Origin of the sequence: Pantoea sp. ANP04, from assembly GCF_041982285.1 — a bacterium.
Lineage (GTDB): Bacteria > Pseudomonadota > Gammaproteobacteria > Enterobacterales > Enterobacteriaceae > Pantoea > Pantoea eucalypti.
Window position 1 is genome coordinate 376,772 of sequence record NZ_JAUTYS010000003.1, and the last position, 19,091, is coordinate 395,862.

General features: G+C 52.7%; 23 protein-coding genes. 13 read left to right on the plus strand and 10 right to left on the minus strand.

The genetic code is table 11. From position 1 onward, the window contains the following. The first annotated feature begins 201 nt into the window (after positions 1-201). Together ispB and Q7C21_RS06560 are read left to right on the plus strand one after the other, a co-directional pair. Positions 202-1,173 carry an octaprenyl diphosphate synthase gene (ispB, locus tag Q7C21_RS06555; RefSeq protein ID WP_008925415.1) on the plus strand — a complete coding sequence of 324 codons (972 nt, stop codon included), beginning with the start codon at positions 202-204 and terminating at the stop codon, positions 1,171-1,173. Between the two features lie 239 nt (positions 1,174-1,412). Further along, positions 1,413-1,697 carry a helix-turn-helix transcriptional regulator gene (locus Q7C21_RS06560; RefSeq protein ID WP_003851095.1) on the plus strand — a complete coding sequence of 95 codons (285 nt, stop codon included), beginning with the start codon at positions 1,413-1,415 and terminating at the stop codon, positions 1,695-1,697. Between the two features lie 73 nt (positions 1,698-1,770). On the opposite strand, the gene murA is transcribed toward Q7C21_RS06560, so the two are convergent. The 8 genes from murA to Q7C21_RS06600 all read right to left on the minus strand — a co-directional run bounded on the left by murA (position 1,771) and on the right by Q7C21_RS06600 (position 6,806). Further along, positions 1,771-3,030 (minus strand): UDP-N-acetylglucosamine 1-carboxyvinyltransferase, encoded by a 1,260-nt coding sequence (gene murA / locus Q7C21_RS06565; protein WP_008925414.1) that lies wholly within the window; start codon positions 3,028-3,030, stop codon positions 1,771-1,773. Between the two features lie 67 nt (positions 3,031-3,097). Then, positions 3,098-3,355: a BolA family iron metabolism protein IbaG gene (ibaG, locus tag Q7C21_RS06570; RefSeq protein WP_003851098.1), complete on the minus strand. Its 258-nt coding sequence runs from the start codon at positions 3,353-3,355 to the stop codon at positions 3,098-3,100. A gap of 113 nt (positions 3,356-3,468) precedes the next feature. Next, positions 3,469-3,774, minus strand: coding sequence for a lipid asymmetry maintenance protein MlaB (gene mlaB / locus Q7C21_RS06575; RefSeq protein WP_008925413.1), 306 nt, complete (start codon positions 3,772-3,774; stop codon positions 3,469-3,471). Next, a complete protein-coding gene (mlaC, locus tag Q7C21_RS06580; RefSeq protein WP_008925412.1) occupies positions 3,774-4,409 on the minus strand; it encodes a phospholipid-binding protein MlaC in 636 nt (211 codons plus the stop codon). The genes mlaB and mlaC overlap by 1 nt, the downstream gene beginning before the upstream one ends. A gap of 15 nt (positions 4,410-4,424) precedes the next feature. Then, the gene (mlaD, locus tag Q7C21_RS06585) at positions 4,425-4,970 is read right to left on the minus strand and encodes an outer membrane lipid asymmetry maintenance protein MlaD (RefSeq protein ID WP_375150530.1); all 546 of its coding nucleotides are present in this window, start codon (positions 4,968-4,970) and stop codon (positions 4,425-4,427) included. 4 nt (positions 4,971-4,974) lie between these two features. Continuing rightward, positions 4,975-5,757 (minus strand): lipid asymmetry maintenance ABC transporter permease subunit MlaE, encoded by a 783-nt coding sequence (gene mlaE / locus Q7C21_RS06590; RefSeq protein ID WP_375150531.1) that lies wholly within the window; start codon positions 5,755-5,757, stop codon positions 4,975-4,977. A 4-nt stretch (positions 5,758-5,761) separates the two neighbouring features. Beyond that, complete coding sequence (gene mlaF / locus Q7C21_RS06595; protein WP_008925409.1) at positions 5,762-6,577, minus strand: phospholipid ABC transporter ATP-binding protein MlaF; 816 nt, start codon at positions 6,575-6,577, stop codon at positions 5,762-5,764. After that, positions 6,549-6,806 carry a hypothetical protein gene (locus Q7C21_RS06600; protein WP_128755139.1) on the minus strand — a complete coding sequence of 86 codons (258 nt, stop codon included), beginning with the start codon at positions 6,804-6,806 and terminating at the stop codon, positions 6,549-6,551. The genes mlaF and Q7C21_RS06600 overlap by 29 nt, the downstream gene beginning before the upstream one ends. Between Q7C21_RS06600 and Q7C21_RS06605 the strand changes: the two genes are divergently transcribed. The 11 genes from Q7C21_RS06605 (at position 6,805) to npr (ending at position 14,785) form a co-directional block, all read left to right on the plus strand. Beyond that, complete coding sequence (locus Q7C21_RS06605) at positions 6,805-7,785, plus strand: calcium/sodium antiporter (protein ID WP_003851100.1); 981 nt, start codon at positions 6,805-6,807, stop codon at positions 7,783-7,785. The genes Q7C21_RS06600 and Q7C21_RS06605 overlap by 2 nt on opposite strands. A 16-nt stretch (positions 7,786-7,801) precedes the next feature. After that, entirely contained in the window at positions 7,802-8,785 is a 984-nt protein-coding gene (kdsD, locus tag Q7C21_RS06610; RefSeq protein WP_003851102.1) for an arabinose-5-phosphate isomerase KdsD, read from the plus strand. 13 nt (positions 8,786-8,798) lie between these two features. After that, the gene (gene kdsC / locus Q7C21_RS06615) at positions 8,799-9,365 is read left to right on the plus strand and encodes a 3-deoxy-manno-octulosonate-8-phosphatase KdsC (RefSeq protein ID WP_003851104.1); all 567 of its coding nucleotides are present in this window, start codon (positions 8,799-8,801) and stop codon (positions 9,363-9,365) included. After that, positions 9,362-9,934 carry an LPS export ABC transporter periplasmic protein LptC gene (gene lptC, locus Q7C21_RS06620; protein WP_008925408.1) on the plus strand — a complete coding sequence of 191 codons (573 nt, stop codon included), beginning with the start codon at positions 9,362-9,364 and terminating at the stop codon, positions 9,932-9,934. Before kdsC ends, lptC begins: the two co-directional genes overlap by 4 nt. Then, complete coding sequence (gene lptA, locus Q7C21_RS06625) at positions 9,909-10,460, plus strand: lipopolysaccharide ABC transporter substrate-binding protein LptA (protein WP_033762313.1); 552 nt, start codon at positions 9,909-9,911, stop codon at positions 10,458-10,460. The genes lptC and lptA overlap by 26 nt, the downstream gene beginning before the upstream one ends. Positions 10,461-10,465: 5 nt before the next feature. Next, the gene (gene lptB, locus Q7C21_RS06630) at positions 10,466-11,191 is read left to right on the plus strand and encodes an LPS export ABC transporter ATP-binding protein (protein ID WP_003851107.1); all 726 of its coding nucleotides are present in this window, start codon (positions 10,466-10,468) and stop codon (positions 11,189-11,191) included. A gap of 48 nt (positions 11,192-11,239) precedes the next feature. Next, a complete protein-coding gene (gene rpoN, locus Q7C21_RS06635) occupies positions 11,240-12,673 on the plus strand; it encodes an RNA polymerase factor sigma-54 (protein WP_182629905.1) in 1,434 nt (477 codons plus the stop codon). 21 nt (positions 12,674-12,694) lie between these two features. Continuing rightward, a complete protein-coding gene (gene hpf / locus Q7C21_RS06640) occupies positions 12,695-12,982 on the plus strand; it encodes a ribosome hibernation promoting factor (RefSeq protein ID WP_003851111.1) in 288 nt (95 codons plus the stop codon). Between the two features lie 152 nt (positions 12,983-13,134). After that, positions 13,135-13,614 (plus strand): PTS IIA-like nitrogen regulatory protein PtsN, encoded by a 480-nt coding sequence (gene ptsN / locus Q7C21_RS06645; RefSeq protein WP_008925405.1) that lies wholly within the window; start codon positions 13,135-13,137, stop codon positions 13,612-13,614. A gap of 47 nt (positions 13,615-13,661) precedes the next feature. After that, positions 13,662-14,516 carry an RNase adapter RapZ gene (rapZ, locus tag Q7C21_RS06650; protein ID WP_003851114.1) on the plus strand — a complete coding sequence of 285 codons (855 nt, stop codon included), beginning with the start codon at positions 13,662-13,664 and terminating at the stop codon, positions 14,514-14,516. Then, positions 14,513-14,785 carry a PTS phosphocarrier protein NPr gene (gene npr, locus Q7C21_RS06655; RefSeq protein WP_003851116.1) on the plus strand — a complete coding sequence of 91 codons (273 nt, stop codon included), beginning with the start codon at positions 14,513-14,515 and terminating at the stop codon, positions 14,783-14,785. Before rapZ ends, npr begins: the two co-directional genes overlap by 4 nt. Before the next feature lie 3 nt (positions 14,786-14,788). On the opposite strand, the gene mtgA is transcribed toward npr, so the two are convergent. Continuing rightward, the gene (mtgA, locus tag Q7C21_RS06660) at positions 14,789-15,508 is read right to left on the minus strand and encodes a monofunctional biosynthetic peptidoglycan transglycosylase (protein ID WP_008925404.1); all 720 of its coding nucleotides are present in this window, start codon (positions 15,506-15,508) and stop codon (positions 14,789-14,791) included. A gap of 887 nt (positions 15,509-16,395) precedes the next feature. Beyond that, positions 16,396-18,729, minus strand: coding sequence for an aerobic respiration two-component sensor histidine kinase ArcB (gene arcB, locus Q7C21_RS06665; RefSeq protein ID WP_375150532.1), 2,334 nt, complete (start codon positions 18,727-18,729; stop codon positions 16,396-16,398). Between the last annotated feature and the right edge of the window lie 362 nt (positions 18,730-19,091).

Consider the following 19,091-nt stretch of genomic DNA (forward strand, 5'->3'; position numbering starts at 1 on the left):
TCACAATAGGGCGCGAATTCTACGCAAAACTCCAGAAGAAGACAAGAGCACTTTGCACACTCTTGCAGAAAAAAAACACAGGCTGAATGCAACCGTTTCTCAGGCACAAAATTCAAGTACAATCAGTAACAGATTACCTGAACGCTGGCTGAGTAAACCACTTACCATGGCAGAGATAACGAGTCATAGCTGAAAAGACGAATGAACTTAGAACAGATTAATGAATTAACCGCACAGGATATGGCTGCCGTTAACCAGACCATCCTCGACCAGCTGAATTCAGATGTCTCGCTCATCAACCAGTTGGGCTATTACATCATCAGTGGTGGGGGCAAGCGTATCCGTCCCATGATTGCCGTGCTCTCCGCACGTGCCATGGGCTACAAGGGCGACCTGCACGTGACCAATGCGGCGCTGATCGAATTTATCCACACCGCCACGCTGCTGCATGACGATGTCGTGGATGAATCCGATATGCGTCGTGGCAAAGCGACCGCGAACGCGGCGTTTGGCAATGCGGCAAGCGTGCTGGTCGGTGACTTTATTTATACCCGCGCCTTCCAGATGATGACCAGCATGGGTTCGCTGCGTATCCTGGCGCTGATGTCAGAGGCAGTAAACGTCATTGCTGAAGGTGAAGTCCTGCAGCTGATGAACGTCAATGATCCCGACATCACTGAAGAGAGCTACATGCGCGTCATTTACAGCAAGACAGCGCGTCTGTTTGAAGCCGCCTCGCAGGCTTCTGCAATTCTGGCTGAAGCCACACCTGAAGAGGAAAAAGCCCTGCAGGATTATGGGCGCTATCTGGGTACGGCTTTCCAGTTAATTGACGACTTACTGGATTACAGTGCTGATGGTGAAACGCTGGGTAAAAATACTGGCGATGACCTGAGTGAAGGCAAACCCACCCTGCCACTGCTGCATGCGATGCAGCACGGCTCGCCTGAACAGGCGAAGATGATCCGTGAAGCCATTGAACAGGGAAATGGCCGCCATCTGCTGGAACCCGTACTGGAAGCGATGAATCAGTGTGGTTCTCTGGAGTGGACGCGCAGTCGTGCCGAACAGGAAGCGGATAAAGCCATTGAAGCCCTGAGAATTCTGCCGGAATCGCCATGGCGCAGTGCCCTGGAGTCGCTGGCGCACATGTCAGTTCAGCGCGATTTTTGATCCCTCACGGAGCCTTCCGGGCTCCGTTTTCATCTCAGTCCGTCCCCATTATTCTTATTTCCTGCAAGCATTTGCACACCTTTTGCGAGTCATCCCACAGACCCGGCGCTGGATCTAAAAATAACTGGAAATTAATGGAAACTTTTTGCTATAAAACCCCTGTTCTTTCCAGATGGCACTAAAAAGGAAAGCCAACGTCCTGCTGGACGACGCAATGACAAGGAAAAGGAGAACAGGTTATGGAAAAAATAAAGGAAGACTGGCATCCGGCTGACATTATCGCGGCGCTGCACAAACGCGGTATGACGCTGGCAGCACTATCACGCGCATCGGGTCTGAGTTCGTCAACACTGGCTAATGCGCTGACGCGCCCGTGGCCCAAAGGAGAATGGCTGATCGCCGACGCGCTAACGATTCACCCGAGTGAGATCTGGCCCAGTCGATATTATGATCCCCACACCCACCGCCTGCTGGATCGCAGAAAACGTATCCGGACGCCTGCAGCGCATTCCGACAGCAACTGAGACCGCAGGCTATTTTCAGGCGAAAAAAAAACCAGCCCTGAAGGGGGCTGGCTTTTTGAGTGCCTCAGCAGACTTACTCTTCGCTGACACGCTCGATGTTCGCGCCCATTGCTTTCAGTTTATCTTCGATGTGCTCATAGCCACGATCGATGTGATAAATGCGATCAACGAACGTCGTGCCTTCCGCAATACAACCCGCCAGAACCAGGCTGGCAGAAGCACGCAGATCGGTCGCCATCACCTGCGCACCTGACAGGGTTTCAACCCCATGACAGATTGCCGTGTTGCTCTCAATCTCAGCATGTCCGCCCATGCGAATCAGTTCAGGGATATGCATAAAACGGTTTTCGAAAATGGTTTCGGTAATCAGACCCGTGCCTTCCGCAACCATGTTTAACAGGGTGAACTGTGCCTGCATATCTGTCGGGAACCCCGGATGCGGAGCGGTGCGCACGTTAACCGCTTTTGGTCGCTTGCCGTGCATGTCCAGACTGATCCAGTCTTCACCGGTTTCAATATCGGCACCCGCATCACGCAGCTTAGCCAATACAGCATCCATGGTATCTGGCTGGGTTTTGTGGCACATCACTTTGCCGCCTGAAATGGCAGCAGCCACCAGGAAGGTACCGGTTTCGATACGATCGGGCAGAACGCGATAAACACCGCCACCCAGACGCTCAACGCCTTCGATGGTGATTTTGTCGCTACCTGCGCCACTGATTTTGGCACCCAGGGTGTTAAGGAAGTTGGCGGTATCGACAATTTCCGGCTCACGCGCCGCATTCTCGATCACAGTGGTACCTGTCGCCAGCGTCGCTGCACTCATGATAGTGACCGTTGCGCCAACGCTGATTTTGTCCATGACAATCAGCGCGCCTTTCAGGCGTCCATTGACTGAGGCTTTAACGTAGCCCTCTTCCAGTTTGATCTCAGCACCCAGCTGTTCCAGACCGGTGATATGCAGATCAACCGGACGCGCGCCGATAGCGCAGCCACCCGGCAGAGAAACCTGACCCTGACCAAAACGCGCCACCAGCGGACCCAGCGCCCAGATTGAGGCACGCATGGTTTTGACCAGGTCATAAGGCGCACAAAACACATCTACCGCACTGGCATCGACATGCACAGAACCGTTGCGTTCGACCTTCGCACCCAGCTGGCTCAGCAGTTTCATGGTGGTATCAATGTCGCGCAGCTTTGGCACGTTCTTAATCTCTACCGGCTCTTCAGCCAGCAGGGCAGCAAACAGAATAGGAAGTGCGGCGTTCTTTGCCCCGGAAATGGTGACTTCACCACTTAAACGGGTGGGGCCTTGCACACGAAATTTTTCCATCAACACGGCTCTCGATTAACTAGCTAAAAATTGGACTCGCTCACGGCGAGTTCACCACGCAGAAGGATCAGAAACCGTTGAGTTTACGGTCACGTGCCCATTCAGCGGGAGTATAAGTTTTGATAGAGACAGCATGCATGCGGTTATCCGCGATGAATTCCATCAGCGGCGCATAGACAGCCTGCTGCTTTTTCACGCGGCTCAGTTCGCCAAACAGTTCGCCTACGGCGATCACCTGAAAATGGCTGCCATCGTTGCTCATCACATGAACTTCGTCTAAAGGCAATGCGGCCATCAGCACGGCCTGAATTTCACTGTTTTCCATTGGGCTTAACTTCACTTAATAATAATAAGGCTGACATAGTAGAGGAAAGCGGCTGACTCTTAAATACGCAAAAGCCCCTGCTGGAAACAGGGGCTTAGCATAACAACCGGAAATCAGGCGCTTTTATCCGCAGAAACAATAATCTGTTGCAGATTGTAAAGGGTAATCAGCGAGCGCAGTTTGTCACTGATGCCTGTAAAGCATGGGGTTATACCCTGTGCACGCGCGATTTCCCGCAAGTGCACCAGCAGGGCGAGACCGGAAGAGTCCACCCGCTCCAGCCCCGCGACGTCGATAGTATCGACATCTTTGATCAGCGTCTCGCGTTGCTGCCACAGGCTCATCAGCGTGTCGCGATCCAGTTCGCCTTTAAGTAATAGCGTGCTGGCTTCCCGCTCCCAGCGTAACGATTCGTGCATTATTGTTGTTTATCCAGCGTGATCGGCTGTGCCGCAGAAGACTTCAGTTGTGCCGTCAGACCATCAATACCTTTGGTACGCAACAAATCGCTCCACTCATTTTGTTTCGTGGTGATCATGCTGACGCCTTCGGCGATCATGTCATAAGCCTGCCATTTCCCGCTCTGGCTATTTTTACGCCACTGGAAATCGAGGCGTACCGGCGGACGTCCATTTGGGTCAATAATGGTGACACGAATAGCGACAATCTGGGCGTCGCCTAACGGCTGTTCGGGCTGAATCTGGTAGCTCTGGCCGTTATACAGTGCCAGTGCCTGACCATACGCCTGCGCCAGGTAATCACCAAAGGCGCTGAAATAGGCTTCACGCTGAGCAGGTGTTGAGTCACGATAGTAGCGTCCCAGCACTAACGCGCCTGCATATTTAATCTGCACATATGGCAGGAGCTCCTGACGCACAATCTCACGCAGGTAGTTGGGATCCTGCTTGATTTTCGGCTGCTCATTTTTCAGACGGGTGAATGTCTTCTGCGCCGCTTCGTTCATCAGCTTGTAAGGATTGCTCTGATCGGCTGCGGTCGCCGTCAGCGGTACCGCTACCACCAGCATGGCAATCATCAGTAAACGTTTAAACATGGTAAACCCTCTTCTTTAAGGTTGAGCCGGTGCCGCAGGCGCAGCACTGTCGCCTTCCTGCGCGTCTTCGGAGTCAGTTTTTTGTTTGTTATCGCCGCTCTTATAAAGGAACTGGCCGATCAGGTCTTCGAGCACCATGGCTGACTTCGTATCACGCAGCGTATCGCCATCTTTCAGCATCGCCGAGCCGAGCTCAGGATCGTCAAAGCCTAAGTTCAGCGCCAGGAACTGCTCACCCAGCAGGCCCTGAGTACGGACAGCCAGCGAGCTGGTATCTGAAATTTTATTCGCATACTGATCGCTGATCTCCATGGTGACACGCGGCAGCAGCGTTTTCGGCTCAAGCGCTATTTCTGTCACCCGGCCAATGACCACACCACCAATTTTGACCGGCGAACTGGCTTTCAGGCCGCCGATATTGTCAAAGGTCGCGTAGAGTTTCCACGTCGGCTCTGTGCCCATCGACTTTAAATCGGCGACGCGCAGACAGAGAAACAATGCGGCGATCAACGCCATAATCATAAAAATGCCAACCCAGATTTCGCTTTTTTTGCTTTGCATTGCATCAATTCCCAAACATCAGTGCTGTCAGCACAAAATCCAACCCGAGCACCGCCAGTGAAGCATGTACTACGGTACGCGTTGTCGCGCGACTGATCCCTTCAGAAGTGGGAATCGCGTCATAGCCATTAAAAAGAGCAATCCAGGTGACCGTTACGGCAAAGACGGCGCTTTTGATGATGCAGTTAACGATATCGGTTCGGAAATCGACCGCGTTCTGCATAGCTGACCAGAAGAAACCGGGATCGATCCCCTTCCAGCTCACGCCAACCAGTGCACCGCCTGCAATACCGACCGCAGTGAAGATCATGGTCAGTAGCGGCATGCTGATAAAACCGGCCCAGAAGCGCGGCGAGACTACCCGGCGCAACGGATCCACCGCCATCATCTCCATACTGGAGAGCTGTTCAGTGGCTTTCATCAGGCCGATTTCAGCCGTCAGTGCCGATCCTGCCCGTCCGGCAAACAGCAGCGCGGTAACAACCGGCCCCAGTTCACGCAGCAAGGAGAGCGCCACCAGCATACCCAGACTGGTTTCTGCACCATAGGTGTTCAGCACCAGATAGCCCTGCAGTCCGAGTACCATGCCGATAAACAGACCTGAAACCACAATAATCAGTAACGACAGTACGCCAACACTATAGATTTGTTTGATCAGTAGCGGCGTATGTCTGCGGAACGCGGGTTTTCCCACCAGCGCGTGAAACAGCATTAATCCTGCGCGTCCAAAACTGGCGCACGTTTCAATTCCCTGACGACCGAATGACGCCAGCGCCTTCAAGACCATCTGTTTAGTTACTCCCTGAGCCGGTTAAATCAGCGAGATAGTCGCCGGCAGGAAAACGGAAGGGAACCGGACCATCCGCATGGCCATCAATAAACTGGCGCACGCGCGGGTCATTATTCTCTCGCAGTTCCGGCGTGGTGCCGTGTGCGATAATTTTTTGTCCGGCCACGATATAGGCATAGTCCGCAATACTCAGTACTTCCGGTACGTCGTGCGAGACCACAATACAGGTCAGGCCCAGAGCATGGTTAAGTTCGTCGATTAATTTTACCAGCACGCCCATGGTAATGGGATCCTGTCCGACAAAAGGTTCGTCGAACATGATCAGCTCCGGCTCAAGCGCAATTGCACGCGCCAGTGCCACACGGCGTGCCATCCCGCCCGACAGCTCAGCCGGTTTCAGCTGGGCAGCACCGCGCAGACCCACCGCTTCCAGCTTCATTAATACGGTGCTGTGCAGAATCGGTGCAGGCAGACGGGTATGTTCACGCAGCGGCCAGGCCACATTTTCATAGACCGTTAAGTCAGTAAACAGGGCACCAGACTGGAACAGCATGCTCATTTTCTTGCGCGCTTCGTACAATTTAGCGCGTGACAATGACGGAATGTTTTCGCCACGGAAAAAGATTTCACCGCTGGTTGGCTGAAGTTGCCCCCCAATCAGGCGTAGCAGAGTGGTTTTTCCTATCCCCGATGGCCCCATTATCGCCGTGACTTTCCCTTTCGGCACGGTCAGCGAAATGTCGTCGAAGATAGTGCGATCTCCGCGCGAAAAACTCACGCCACGAACCTCAACCAGATTCGTTTGCTGCTGGATCATTATTACCTCTTGTAAGGATCGGGCGTAAACATGGGGTACGATGGTAGCCTGTTCGGTCCTGATTCACGATAGCTTTACAGAAACTTACCGCTAAGATTTGGCGAAAATGGTCATTAAATTTACTTTTGCCGTTCAGGCGGTCAAAATCAGCGCCTGTCTCGCCAAACAGAACCTTAAACCGGTCGGGAAAAGCATTGCCGGCCCGGGTTTTTACGCAAGGATTTTTCATGTTCTTAGCTTCTGCACTGCTGATTATCGGTTTGCTTTTACTGGCATATGGTGCCGATCGTCTGGTGTTTAGCGCCTCAATATTGTGTCGATCTTTTGGCATCCCGCCACTGATTATCGGCATGACCGTTGTCAGCATCGGCACCTCGCTGCCCGAGATGATCCTCTCCTTTTCAGCGGCGCAGCATGGCCAGATGGATCTTGCTGTGGGTACCGCGCTCGGCTCGAATATTACCAACATTTTACTGATCCTCGGTGCCGCTGCGCTCATGCACCCGCTTTACGTCCATTCTAATCTGATACGCCGCGAACTTCCGTTAATGTTGCTGGTTACCCTGCTCAGCGGATTCATGCTGTTTGACAATCAGCTTAGTCGACTGGATGGAATTGGCCTGATCGCCATAGCCGCTATTTATCTGATGGTGGTGATTCGCATTGCACGGAAAGCGGAACAGGACAATAACGACACCCTGACCCGCGAACAGCTGGCCGAACTGCCTCGCGAAGAGAGCGGAAATACAGTGGCCTTTCTCTGGCTGGCCGTCGCGCTGATTATACTGCCGATGTCGACGCGGATGGTGATCGATAATGCGACCGCTTTTGCCGACTACTTTGGCGTCAGTGAACTGGTCATGGGCCTGACGCTTATCGCCGTGGGAACCAGCCTGCCTGAGCTGGCAACGGTCATTGCGGGTGCGCTGAAAGGTGAAGATGATATCGCGATCGGCAATCTGATCGGCGCCAACATTTATAATATTGCCATCGTGCTGGGCCTGCCGGCGCTGATTCATCCTGGCAGCATCGACTATCACGCTTTTGCCCGTGATTATTGGGTGATGCTGGGCGTCAGCGTGCTGTTTGCCCTGCTTTGCCTGCTTCGTCGCCGTCGGGTTGGTCGCACGGCAGGCTTAATTTTACTCTGTGGTTTCTTCGTCTGGGTGACGCTGCTCTGGATGCAGCCGGCATTTATGGACGGTTAACAAGGACAGACTCACTATGTCATATCAGCAACCAACAGCATTTGATTTTCAGCAGGCCGGAAAAACTGTCCTGCGCATCGAGCGTGAAGGACTGGAACAACTCGATCAATATATCAATGACGATTTCGCCCGCGCCTGCGCCCTCATTTATGCCTGTCAGGGAAAAGTGGTGGTCATGGGCATGGGCAAGTCTGGCCATATCGGCAAAAAAATGGCGGCGACCTTTGCCAGTACCGGCACGCCCGCCTTTTTTGTGCATCCGGCTGAAGCCAGCCATGGCGATCTGGGGATGGTGAGCAAAAATGATGTGGTCATCGCCATCTCTAACAGCGGTGAGTCCAGCGAAATTCTTGCGCTGATTCCGGTGTTAAAACGTCAGCATATTTCGCTGATCTGCATCACCGGACGGCCTGACAGCGCGATGGGACGGGTTGCCGATGTGCATCTTTGTGTTCATGTTCCGCAGGAAGCGTGTCCGCTGGGGCTGGCGCCCACCTCCAGCACGACGGCCACGCTGGTGATGGGTGACGCGCTTGCGGTTTCGCTGCTGGAAGCGCGTGGATTCACGGCGGAAGACTTTGCCCTCTCCCATCCTGGCGGTGCGCTGGGCCGCAAGTTGCTGCTGCATGTGGCTGATATCATGCACAGCGGCGATGAGCTGCCGCACGTCACGCGGGATGCTTCACTGCGCGATGCGCTGCTGGAAATTACGCGCAAAAACCTGGGACTGACGGTGATCGTCGACGGTCTGATGAAAATTGAAGGCATCTTTACCGATGGCGACCTGCGCCGCATTTTTGATATGGGCATCGATTTTCAGCGCGCCACCATTGGCGAAGTGATGACGCCGGGTGGCATCCGCGTCCGGCCAAATATGCTGGCGGTTGAAGCCCTGAATCTGATGCAGACCAAAAACATTACCTCGATTCTGGTGGCCGATGACGACCGTCTGCTCGGTGTGGTACATATGCATGACATGCTGCGCGCTGGCGTAGTCTGAACAGGAAGAGAAAATGCAACAGGCAACTCCCCCGATTGAAACCTGCTATGGCCCGGTCAGCGCTGATGTTATGGCACGCGCCAGCAACATTCGTCTGCTGATCTGCGACGTCGACGGCGTGATGTCCGACGGGGTGATCTACATGGGAAATAATGGCGAAGAGCTGAAGGCATTCAACGTGCGGGACGGTTATGGTGTGCGGTGTTTGCTGACCTCTGATGTAGAAGTGGCTATTATTACCGGCCGTAATGCCCGTCTGATGGAAGATCGCTGCAAAACGCTCGGCATCCGTCATCTTTATCAGGGACAATCGGATAAGCTTTTGGCCTATCGTGAACTTCTGGATAAACTGTCTCTTTCCGACGACCAGGTCGCCTATATTGGTGACGATCTGATTGACTGGCCGGTTATGGCGAAGGTGGGATTAAGTGTGGCAGTGGCAGATGCACACCCGATCCTGTTGCCACGCGCCCACTACGTCACGCGGATCGCCGGTGGACGCGGCGCGGTACGCGAAGTATGTGACCTGATATTAATGGCGCAGAACAAATTTGAGGATGCCAAAGGGCAATCAGTATGAGTAAAAGCAGGCGTTGGATAACGCTGATTCTGACCTTGATTGCACTGGTTTTGATCGGCTGGAATCTTACTAACCAGGATGACAATGGCACGCCCGTCGGGCCCGACAGTCAGTCGCCGACCTACACCAGTGCTGATTCACACACTGTGGTTTATAACCCGCAGGGCGCGCTGTCATATAAACTGGTCTCAGACAAAGTGACCTATTTCTCGGATGACGAGCTGAGCTGGTTCGAAAATCCGGTGATGACCACTTATGATGAGAATAAAATCCCTACCTGGACGTTACGCGCCGATAAAGCAAAGCTCACCAAAGATCGTATGCTTTATCTGTATGGCCATGTTGAGCTGAATACGCTGACGCAGGATTCTCAGCTTGAGCGCATTAAAACTGATAACGCACAGATCAACCTTGTCACTCAGGATGTTACCTCTGATGATCAGGTAACATTGTATGGACGCAGTTTTAACTCCACCGGCATGAAAATGCGCGGCAATTTACGGACAAAGAACGCCGAGTTAATCGAGAAGGTCAAAACCTCATATGAAATTCAAAATGAACAAAAATAGCCTGAAGCTTTTACTGGCCAGCATGTTGCTGGCAACCAGCGTTCCGGCGCTTGCCCTGACCGGTGACTCGGATAAGCCCGTCAACATTGACTCGCAGAATCAGGCACTTGATTTGCAGGGCAATGTCGCGACCTTTACCGGCAATGTCATCGTGACGCAGGGTTCAATCAAAATCACGGCGGATAAAGTCGTGGTGACCCGTCCCGGTGGCGACAGCAAGAAAACCATCGTTGATGCCTACGGCAACCCCGCTACGTTCTATCAGATGCAGGACAGCGGCAAGCCGGTTCAGGGCCATGCCTCAAAGCTGCACTACGAACTGGCTAACGACTTCGTTGAACTGACCGGCAATGCGTTCATTGAGCAGCAGGACAGCAACATCAAAGGCGATCGTATTACCTATCTGGTAAAAGAGCAGAAAATGCAGGCTTACAGCCAGGGCCAGAACAAGCGCGTCACTACCGTCCTGGTGCCGTCGCAACTTCAGGATAAAGGTTCGTCCAACAGCGGAAAGAAGAGTAACTGATAGCTATGGCCACATTAATCGCAGAAAACCTGGCGAAGGCATATAAAGGCCGTCGCGTGGTAGAAGATGTCAGTCTGCAGGTAAAGTCCGGCGAGATTGTCGGCCTGCTGGGTCCGAACGGCGCCGGTAAGACCACCACCTTTTACATGGTGGTCGGTATTGTCCCGCGTGACGCTGGCCGTATCATTATTGATGATGAAGATATCAGTATCCTGCCGTTGCATGCCCGTGCGCGTCGTGGCATCGGCTATCTGCCGCAGGAGGCCTCCATTTTCCGTCGCCTCAGCGTCTACGATAACCTGATGGCGGTACTGCAGATTCGTGACGATCTGACAGAAGAACAACGTCAGGATCGCGCCCGTGAGCTGATGGAAGAGTTTCACATCGAGCACCTGCGCGACAGCATGGGTCAGGCGCTTTCAGGTGGTGAGCGACGTCGTGTTGAGATCGCACGCGCACTGGCCGCTAATCCTAAATTTATCCTGCTGGATGAGCCTTTTGCCGGTGTTGACCCGATCTCCGTTATCGACATCAAGAAAATCATTGAGCATCTGCGTGACAGCGGCCTCGGCGTGCTGATTACCGACCATAACGTGCGTGAAACCTTAGCGGTCTGTGAGCGGGCTTATATTGTCAGCCAGGGACACCTGATTGCGCATGGCACACCCAATGAAATTCTTGCGGATGAGCAGGTTAAGCGGGTTTATTTGGGTGAAGAGTTCAGACTCTGATAAGGTGTCGTTAATACCGATGTTTACCTGGGAACTACCATCCTGTCTATGAAGCAAGGTCTACAACTCAGGTTCAGCCAACAGCTGGCAATGACTCCACAGTTGCAACAGGCGATTCGTCTGCTGCAACTCTCTACGCTTGAACTCCAGCAGGAGTTACAGCTTGCACTCGAAAGCAATCCGCTGCTTGAGCAGACTGATCTGCATGAAGAGATCGACTCCAGGGAATCGCCGGAGTCTGAGGCGCTGGATACACGCGAAGCGCTTGAGCAGAAAGAGATGCCCGATGAACTGCCGCTGGATGCCACCTGGGATGAGATCTACACGGCGGGCACGCCTTCCGGCACTGGCACCGATTATCAGGATGATGAGTTACCGGTTTATCAGGGTGAAACGACACAGTCACTGCAGGACTACCTGATGTGGCAGGTTGGATTGACGCCTTTCAGTGATACCGATCGCGCTATTGCCACCTCTATCGTCGATGCTATCGATGACACCGGATATCTCACCGTTTCGCTTGAGGAGATCCTGGACAGTATCGGCAACGATGATCTCGAAGTGGATGAAGTTGAGGCGGTGCTGAAACGCATCCAGCGTTTTGACCCGATGGGTGTTGGTGCGCGCGACCTGCGTGACTGTCTGCTGGTGCAGCTGTCGCAATTTGCGCCCGACACACCGATGCTGGCAGAAGCACGCCTGATCGTCAGCGAGCATCTCGACCTGCTGGCCAATCACGATTTCCGTAGCCTGATGCGAGTGACGCGCCTCAAAGAGGATGTACTGAAAGAAGCGATGGTGCTGATTCAGTCACTGGACCCGCGTCCGGGTCAGTCGATCAATACCAGCGAGCCAGAATATGTCATTCCTGATGTCCTGGTGCGTAAAGTTGGCAGTCGCTGGACGGTTGAACTCAATGCCGACAGCTTGCCACGCCTCAAGATCAATCAGCACTATGCGGCAATGGGCAGTTCAGCGCGCAATGACAGCGACAGTCAGTTTATCCGCAGTAATCTGCAGGAAGCCCGCTGGCTGATTAAGAGTCTGGAAAGCCGCAATGATACGCTGCTGAAAGTAACGCGCTGCATTGTTGAGCAACAGCAGGCGTTTTTCGAGCAGGGTGAAGAATTTATGCGTCCGATGGTGCTGGCAGATATCGCCCAGGCTGTTGAGATGCATGAATCGACCATTTCTCGCGTGACTACGCAGAAGTATCTGCACAGTCCCCGTGGCATTTTTGAACTAAAGTACTTTTTCTCCAGTCATGTGAATACGGAAGGTGGAGGCGAAGCCTCCTCAACCGCGATTCGTGCGCTGGTGAAAAAATTAATTTCGGCGGAAAATCCAGCCAAACCCTTGAGCGACAGTAAACTGACCTCAATGTTATCTGATCAGGGGATTATGGTGGCACGGCGTACCGTCGCCAAATATCGTGAGTCTTTATCCATCCCGCCATCGAACCAGCGTAAACAACTGGTTTGAAAGAAATGAGAAGGAAGACCTATGCAGCTGAACCTGACCGGGCAACATGTTGAAATCACACCGCCTCTGCGTGAGTTCGTCAACGGGAAATTTGCCAAACTGGAACACTATTTTGAACATATCAATCAGGTCTATATTGTCCTGAAAGTTGAGAAAGTCACTCAGGTGGCTGATGCAACACTTCACGTGAATGGTGGCGAGCTGCACGCTACATCGGAAGCGGAAGATATGTATGCGGCAATTGATGGGCTGATCGACAAGCTGGCCCGTCAGCTGACCAAACACAAAGATAAACTGAAAAAACACTAATCTTCACGCTAGCAACGCGCGCCTGGCGCGCAGAGCCGACAGGATGGGGCGGATAATCCGCCCCGTTTTGTCATCTGAGTAAGCGCAGCTTGTCTCAGAGGTAATGACGCGCTGGCGGCGAATGGCCTGGTGAACACGCAAGTGAAATGATAATGAACAACGATCTTACACTGGAATTGAGCACAGTGCTTTCGCCAGACTGCACCCGCAGCGGCGTACACTGCCAGAGCAAAAAACGTGCGCTGGAAATCATCAGCGAACTGGCCGCTAAGCAGCTCAACCTGCCGCACCAGACGCTTTTCGAAGCGATCCTGACCCGCGAACGCATGGGCAGTACCGGTATTGGCAATGGGATCGCGATCCCTCACGGCAAGCTGGAAGAGGATACGCTGCGCGCGGTTGGGGTTTTTATCAGCCTCGAACAGCCGATTGCATTTGATGCCGTCGACAACCAGCCGGTCGATCTGTTGTTTGCTTTGCTGGTCCCGGCCGACCAGTGCAAAACACACCTGCACACCCTGTCACTGGTGGCGAAACGTCTGGCAGATAAAACGGTCTGCCGTCGTCTGCGCGCTGCCCAAAGTGATGAAGAGCTCTACGCCATTATTACGGAAATCCAGACAGAGCAGTAACACGTCTTTACCGGCCAGGTGCCGGTTTTAAAACGGGAGAAAAGGTCATGGTGCTGATGATCGTTAGCGGTCGTTCAGGCTCGGGGAAGTCAGTGGCGCTCCGTGCGCTGGAAGATATGGGGTTCTACTGTGTTGATAACCTGCCGGTCGTGCTACTGCCCGAGTTAGCTAACTCGCTGGCGGAGCGTAATATTTCGGCAGCAGTCAGCATTGATGTTCGTAACATGCCAGAATCTCCGGAAATTTTTGAAACCGCGCTGAATAACCTGCCTGACTCATTTTCACCTCAGCTGCTGTTCCTGGACGCCGATCGTAATACGCTGATTCGTCGGTACAGCGATACGCGCCGTCTGCATCCCCTTTCCAGCAAGAATCTGTCCCTGGAGAGCGCGATTGACGAAGAGAGCGATCTGCTGGAGCCATTGCGTTCGCGGGCCGATCTCATCATCGACACCTCAGAGATGTCAGTGCACGAGCTGGCCGAGATGCTGCGTACCCGCCTGCTGGGTAAACGTGAACGTGAGCTGACCATGGTGTTTGAATCCTTTGGCTTCAAACATGGCATCCCTATTGACGCTGACTATGTGTTTGACGTGCGCTTTCTGCCCAATCCCCATTGGGATCCCAAGCTGCGGCCGATGACTGGCCTCGATCGTCCGGTGGCGGCCTTTCTTGATCGCCATACGGAAGTGCATAACTTTATCTACCAGACGCGCAGCTACCTTGAACTCTGGTTGCCGATGCTGGAAACCAACAACCGTAGCTATCTTACCGTAGCGATTGGCTGCACCGGCGGCAAACACCGCTCAGTCTATATCGCTGAACAGCTGGCGGATTACTTCCGTTCGCGTGGTAAGAATGTACAGTCACGCCATCGTACGCTGGAAAAGCGCAAATCATGACCGTCAGACAAACTGTAGAAATTAAAAATAAGCTGGGCATGCACGCCCGTCCGGCAATGAAGTTATTTGAGCTGGTGCAGAGCTTTGATGCCGAAGTGTTGCTGCGCAATGAAGCGGGCACGGAAGCTGAAGCCAGCAGCGTGATTGCGCTGCTGATGCTCGATTCAGCCAAAGGCGGACACATCGAAATTGAAGCCAGCGGGCCGGAGGAAGTCCCGGCGCTGGCTGCGGTCATTGAGCTATTTGAAGCGGGTTTCGACGAAGATTAAGGCCTAGTCGAGTTTGTTACGCTGTAAAAAACCTTCTCCGCCAAGCTGGCGCATCTGACGCAGTATCCACTGTTGCCGCTCTCTGACATAACCTGAGGGGGCAGCAGCACGATAACGTATCGGATTGGGCAAAACCGCCGCCAGCAAAGCAGCATCTGCTGCCGTAAGCCGGCTGGCAGGTTTATGGAAATAGTGCTGTGAAGCCGCTTCAACGCCAAAGATACCCGGCCCGAACTCCGCGATATTGAGATAGACGGTCAGAATGCGTCGCTTAGTCCAGACCGTCTCAATCCCGACTGTCAAACCCGCCTCCAGACCTTTGCGGATCCAGCTGCGGCCATCCCAGAGAAACAGATTTTTCGCCGTCTGTTGTGACAGCGTGGACGCCCCGCGCATCCGGCTGTCGCTTTTATCCAGTACAGATTCAATTGCCGCAACATCGAAGCCCCAATGCTCAGGAAACTTTTGATCTTCTGAGGCGATAACCGCCAGTCCCATCCAGGGCGACATCTCGTCATGGCCGACCCAGTCTGAATGGGCGACATAACTAAAATCACCGTGTAACCAGGCACCAATCTGTCGTTCAGCCATCACGGCTGAAAACGGCACCGGCAGGAATGAAAAGAGTAAAATACCTGCCAGCCATGCGCCCAGCCATACCAATACGATTCGACCGACAATCCGTCTGATACGCTGTCCGACGCTTCCTTTATGCTTGTTCATGCAATCTTCCCACACTTGTTCCAGACGTTAATCAATCACTCATGTAATCACTGCCACTAACCCAGGCTTTTTACGATTATCGCTGAAAACGGGACGACAGTTTCCAGACTTTATTCAATCATTTTGCATCAAAATGCTGCAACAGTTCGAAATAGTTCAAGGACTTCCGTAAAAAAGGAATCGGTTCCATTGCTTACCCTTGCTTAGGCGCTTTCCAGATAAACAGTTAATAAAGAGTAATAAGCGCCGGATTGAATCATTCGCTATATTTAACTATTATTTTTTTCTTAATCAGATGCAGTTTAAACCTTAATCAGAATCTTCGTTATAACGCTCAAATAAACAGCGCTTAACTGACTCCCTCCTGGCCATTATGGCACTGTTGGCTTCCTTTAAAGCCTCAGGTGTGCAGACGGGAAAAGGAGAAAGTTTTAGATTCTTTTTAATCATTCCAAATCGTTTTGGATAATTCGTATCATTTCAGGCTGTGTGCTTGCAATATCAGCGCGTTAGCCACACTGGAGAGGTGAATGTTAACGCGGCTTCACTTTACTGCAGCGCAGACTCTGCCTCCCTGTCCGACAGCCTTAAAACTACACGAAAAAGAGCAAATATGGTCAAAATATCATCAATGCAGCGTGTAAAATGATTCCTTACTTGACTGTGTTGGCAAATTAATGTTTTCTGTATTTAAACGCTGCTCAATATCACAAATTTTAATGAATCTTGTCGCACGAGAAGATGAATTTGCTAAGGTGATAACAGTGTTAACCAATACCCTGCGGCTGCATTAATTATTCATATCATAGCGGTCGCAATGATTTCCCTGGTGTTGGCGCAGTATTCGCGCACCCCGGCCTCGGCTGGGGTCATTTTTTTCCGGGATATCACTTCTCCTGCTCTGATACCCAGTCACGCAGTACCTGCACATCATGTCGCCACTCCTGTTTCAACTCATCGATCCATTCAACAACATTGTCCCACCATGCCGGTAACTCCGGACTCTGAATCTGTTTCGCCAGCATCTGCAAACGCTGCAGCCCTACTGAACCCGCCGCACCTTTAATTTTGTGGCCTTCTTCAGCAATTCCTTTCTGATCTCGGGCCATCAGATTGGATTCCAGAACCGCAAGATAGTCTGGCATCATTTTTTCAAACATCGTCAGACTTTGGGTTATCAGACCGGGGCCGACCAGTTCGATATACTGTTCGAGCATGGCAACATCCAGCAGCATCCGACTTTTGTCATCGCTGACATCAAGCGTTTCTTCTTCCGCTTCTGCCTGATAATCCCAGTACTTTTTAATCATCGCAGTCAGTGCTGGCACCGCAAGAGGTTTGCTAAGCACGTCATCCATGCCTGCGTCGAAGTACTCTTTTTTGTCTTTGAGAACATTGGCGGTAAGTGCAATCAGCGGTGGCAGATGTGTTCCCTGATACTGCTGGCGAATCGCACGCGAGACATCCAGCCCGGTCATATCAGGCAATTGAATATCCAGCAGCACCAGATCAAACTCCAGCGGGTCAAACATCGCCAGCGCCTCACTGCCGGTCATGGCGACCTCAACGCTACAGCCCAGCTTTTCCAGTACTGAGCGCGCCACAATCACGTTGAGCTCAATATCTTCGACTAACAGTACGTGCAGTGCAGGCAGTGGCAGGCTGTCATCCACACCTTCGTCCTCCACCTCTTCAGCAATACGCGGGGCTTTGATTTCAACGGTGAAGCATGAACCTTGTCCTGGTGCACTGTGAACCCGGATATCCCCGCCCATCGCCTGCGCCAGTCGGCGTGATACCGCCAGCCCGATACCGGTACCAGTTGCGGGTTTGCCGCCATGCTGGTCTTTAACCTGATAGTACATGGCAAAAATCTTGTCCTGCTCGTCCTGGCGAATCCCCATGCCGGAGTCCTGCACCTCGAAGCGCAGCGTCTCGTCCTGCTCATAGGTGACCCGCACGACAATTTCACCCTGTTGGGTAAATTTCACGGCGTTACCAATCAGGTTCCACAGAATCTGGCGCAAGCGGGTCCCGTCGGTGGAAATCATATGCGGCAGTGGCAGTTGCGGCGCGAGCACAAATTTCAGCCCTTTTGGCTGAGCCAGCAGGCCGGAAAGATTTTCTAAATCGGCCAGGAAGCCGGTGAAATCAAGCGGCTGATTATCCAGCTGCACTTTACGGCGTTCGATTTTGTCCACCTCAATGACATCATTAAAGATGTTGCCCAGCGTGATGGCAGAGACGTGGATGGTTTTCAGGTATTTCAGCTGTTCCTGATTAAGGTCGGTATCCAGCAGAATACGGCTCAGGCCAACAATGCCATTAAGCGGCGTACGAAGCTCGTGGCTGATCGTAGAGATAAAGGTGGTCTTCTCCCGGCTGGCGTTCTCTAACGCGTCCTGATAGCGCTTACGCTCGGTTATATCGCGGCCAAAACCCATTAGCCCGCTGCGCTTACCCACCCGGTCGTAATAAGGCACTTTACGGATCTCGAAACAGGCTTTGCGCCCGTCGGGATATTGCAGCCACTGTTCATAGGTCAGCGAGACGTTGTGGCGGAATACTTTTTCATCTGTTTCAAGCACCTTCGTTGCCGCTTCATCATCGTAGATATCACGCGGAGTCAGGCCGATCAGCTGCTTTTCGCTTTTGCCGGTCAGTAATTCCATTGCACGGTTACAGCCGGAGAACTGTTTATCGATGTTGCGATAGAAAACCAGGTCTGGCGAAGCATCCAGGAATGAGCGCAGGAAGGAAGATTGCTGCTCCAGCTCAATCTGTGCCTGCTCACGACGCGTCACCTCTTCACGCAACTTGTCCATCACCTGCTCACGAGCCAGCTCCGCCTTTTTACGGTCGCTGATCTCCTGATTCAGCTGCGTAATGGTCTCTTTCATCTGCTGATTGAGTTCCAGATCACGTGTGCGCATCTCTTCCAGCTTGTCCACCAGCCTGGCCAGTCGTTGTCGTGACTCTTCAAGCTGATCGACCACGACGGACAAGAAATAGACTGCCCAGGGCGTAATCAGCAGCCCGAAGAAGACCGAACGCACCACGTCAATACTCTCAACATGGCCCCGCAGCACCATCGTGACCGCCATCTGGACAATCATCGCCAGCACCACCAGCGCAGACGCCAGCAGCAGCGAGAACCTCACCAAACCCAGCTTGACCATTAAATCAACGTAGTACTGCGCCAACAGACGAATTTGTTTCATAACAACTCCCTGGATGAGAAACAGCCTCATAATAGCGCAGTTACCCTGCTGACGTCGCAGCACGTCGCAGGGAGAAGCGGGATAAAACGCCCTGTTATGGTGCATCCGCGCGGCCGATCGGCGACGTTAAGGACAAAGCGGTTAAAACCCTTGACTGACTGTGCCAAATGAATAATCTGTAAGGCCGCCAGCGAATCACCGATTTCTCTGTCCGGCCTTTTTTCAATATCCTGGCAGACTCCTGCTGCGCAGGCACACCTTTCATATATGCATACCCATTCATCTTTAATGATGTTTTACGCACGCTCATCCTGATTAATTTTTCTTATAACCAATGGCTGTTTCATTCAAATAGTCGGACA

Coding starts and splice junctions, on each gene's coding strand:
- ispB (WP_008925415.1), top strand. CDS start 202: ATGAACTTAGAACAGATTAATGAATTAACCGCACAGGATATGGCTGCC.
- Q7C21_RS06560 (WP_003851095.1), top strand. CDS start 1,413: ATGGAAAAAATAAAGGAAGACTGGCATCCGGCTGACATTATCGCGGCG.
- murA (WP_008925414.1), bottom strand. CDS start 3,030: ATGGAAAAATTTCGTGTGCAAGGCCCCACCCGTTTAAGTGGTGAAGTC.
- ibaG (WP_003851098.1), bottom strand. CDS start 3,355: ATGGAAAACAGTGAAATTCAGGCCGTGCTGATGGCCGCATTGCCTTTA.
- mlaB (WP_008925413.1), bottom strand. CDS start 3,774: ATGCACGAATCGTTACGCTGGGAGCGGGAAGCCAGCACGCTATTACTT.
- mlaC (WP_008925412.1), bottom strand. CDS start 4,409: ATGTTTAAACGTTTACTGATGATTGCCATGCTGGTGGTAGCGGTACCG.
- mlaD (WP_375150530.1), bottom strand. CDS start 4,970: ATGCAAAGCAAAAAAAGCGAAATCTGGGTTGGCATTTTTATGATTATG.
- mlaE (WP_375150531.1), bottom strand. CDS start 5,757: ATGGTCTTGAAGGCGCTGGCGTCATTCGGTCGTCAGGGAATTGAAACG.
- mlaF (WP_008925409.1), bottom strand. CDS start 6,577: ATGATCCAGCAGCAAACGAATCTGGTTGAGGTTCGTGGCGTGAGTTTT.
- Q7C21_RS06605 (WP_003851100.1), top strand. CDS start 6,805: ATGTTCTTAGCTTCTGCACTGCTGATTATCGGTTTGCTTTTACTGGCA.
- Q7C21_RS06600 (WP_128755139.1), bottom strand. CDS start 6,806: ATGAAAAATCCTTGCGTAAAAACCCGGGCCGGCAATGCTTTTCCCGAC.
- kdsD (WP_003851102.1), top strand. CDS start 7,802: ATGTCATATCAGCAACCAACAGCATTTGATTTTCAGCAGGCCGGAAAA.
- kdsC (WP_003851104.1), top strand. CDS start 8,799: ATGCAACAGGCAACTCCCCCGATTGAAACCTGCTATGGCCCGGTCAGC.
- lptC (WP_008925408.1), top strand. CDS start 9,362: ATGAGTAAAAGCAGGCGTTGGATAACGCTGATTCTGACCTTGATTGCA.
- lptA (WP_033762313.1), top strand. CDS start 9,909: ATGAAATTCAAAATGAACAAAAATAGCCTGAAGCTTTTACTGGCCAGC.
- lptB (WP_003851107.1), top strand. CDS start 10,466: ATGGCCACATTAATCGCAGAAAACCTGGCGAAGGCATATAAAGGCCGT.
- rpoN (WP_182629905.1), top strand. CDS start 11,240: ATGAAGCAAGGTCTACAACTCAGGTTCAGCCAACAGCTGGCAATGACT.
- hpf (WP_003851111.1), top strand. CDS start 12,695: ATGCAGCTGAACCTGACCGGGCAACATGTTGAAATCACACCGCCTCTG.
- ptsN (WP_008925405.1), top strand. CDS start 13,135: ATGAACAACGATCTTACACTGGAATTGAGCACAGTGCTTTCGCCAGAC.
- rapZ (WP_003851114.1), top strand. CDS start 13,662: ATGGTGCTGATGATCGTTAGCGGTCGTTCAGGCTCGGGGAAGTCAGTG.
- npr (WP_003851116.1), top strand. CDS start 14,513: ATGACCGTCAGACAAACTGTAGAAATTAAAAATAAGCTGGGCATGCAC.
- mtgA (WP_008925404.1), bottom strand. CDS start 15,508: ATGAACAAGCATAAAGGAAGCGTCGGACAGCGTATCAGACGGATTGTC.
- arcB (WP_375150532.1), bottom strand. CDS start 18,729: ATGAAACAAATTCGTCTGTTGGCGCAGTACTACGTTGATTTAATGGTC.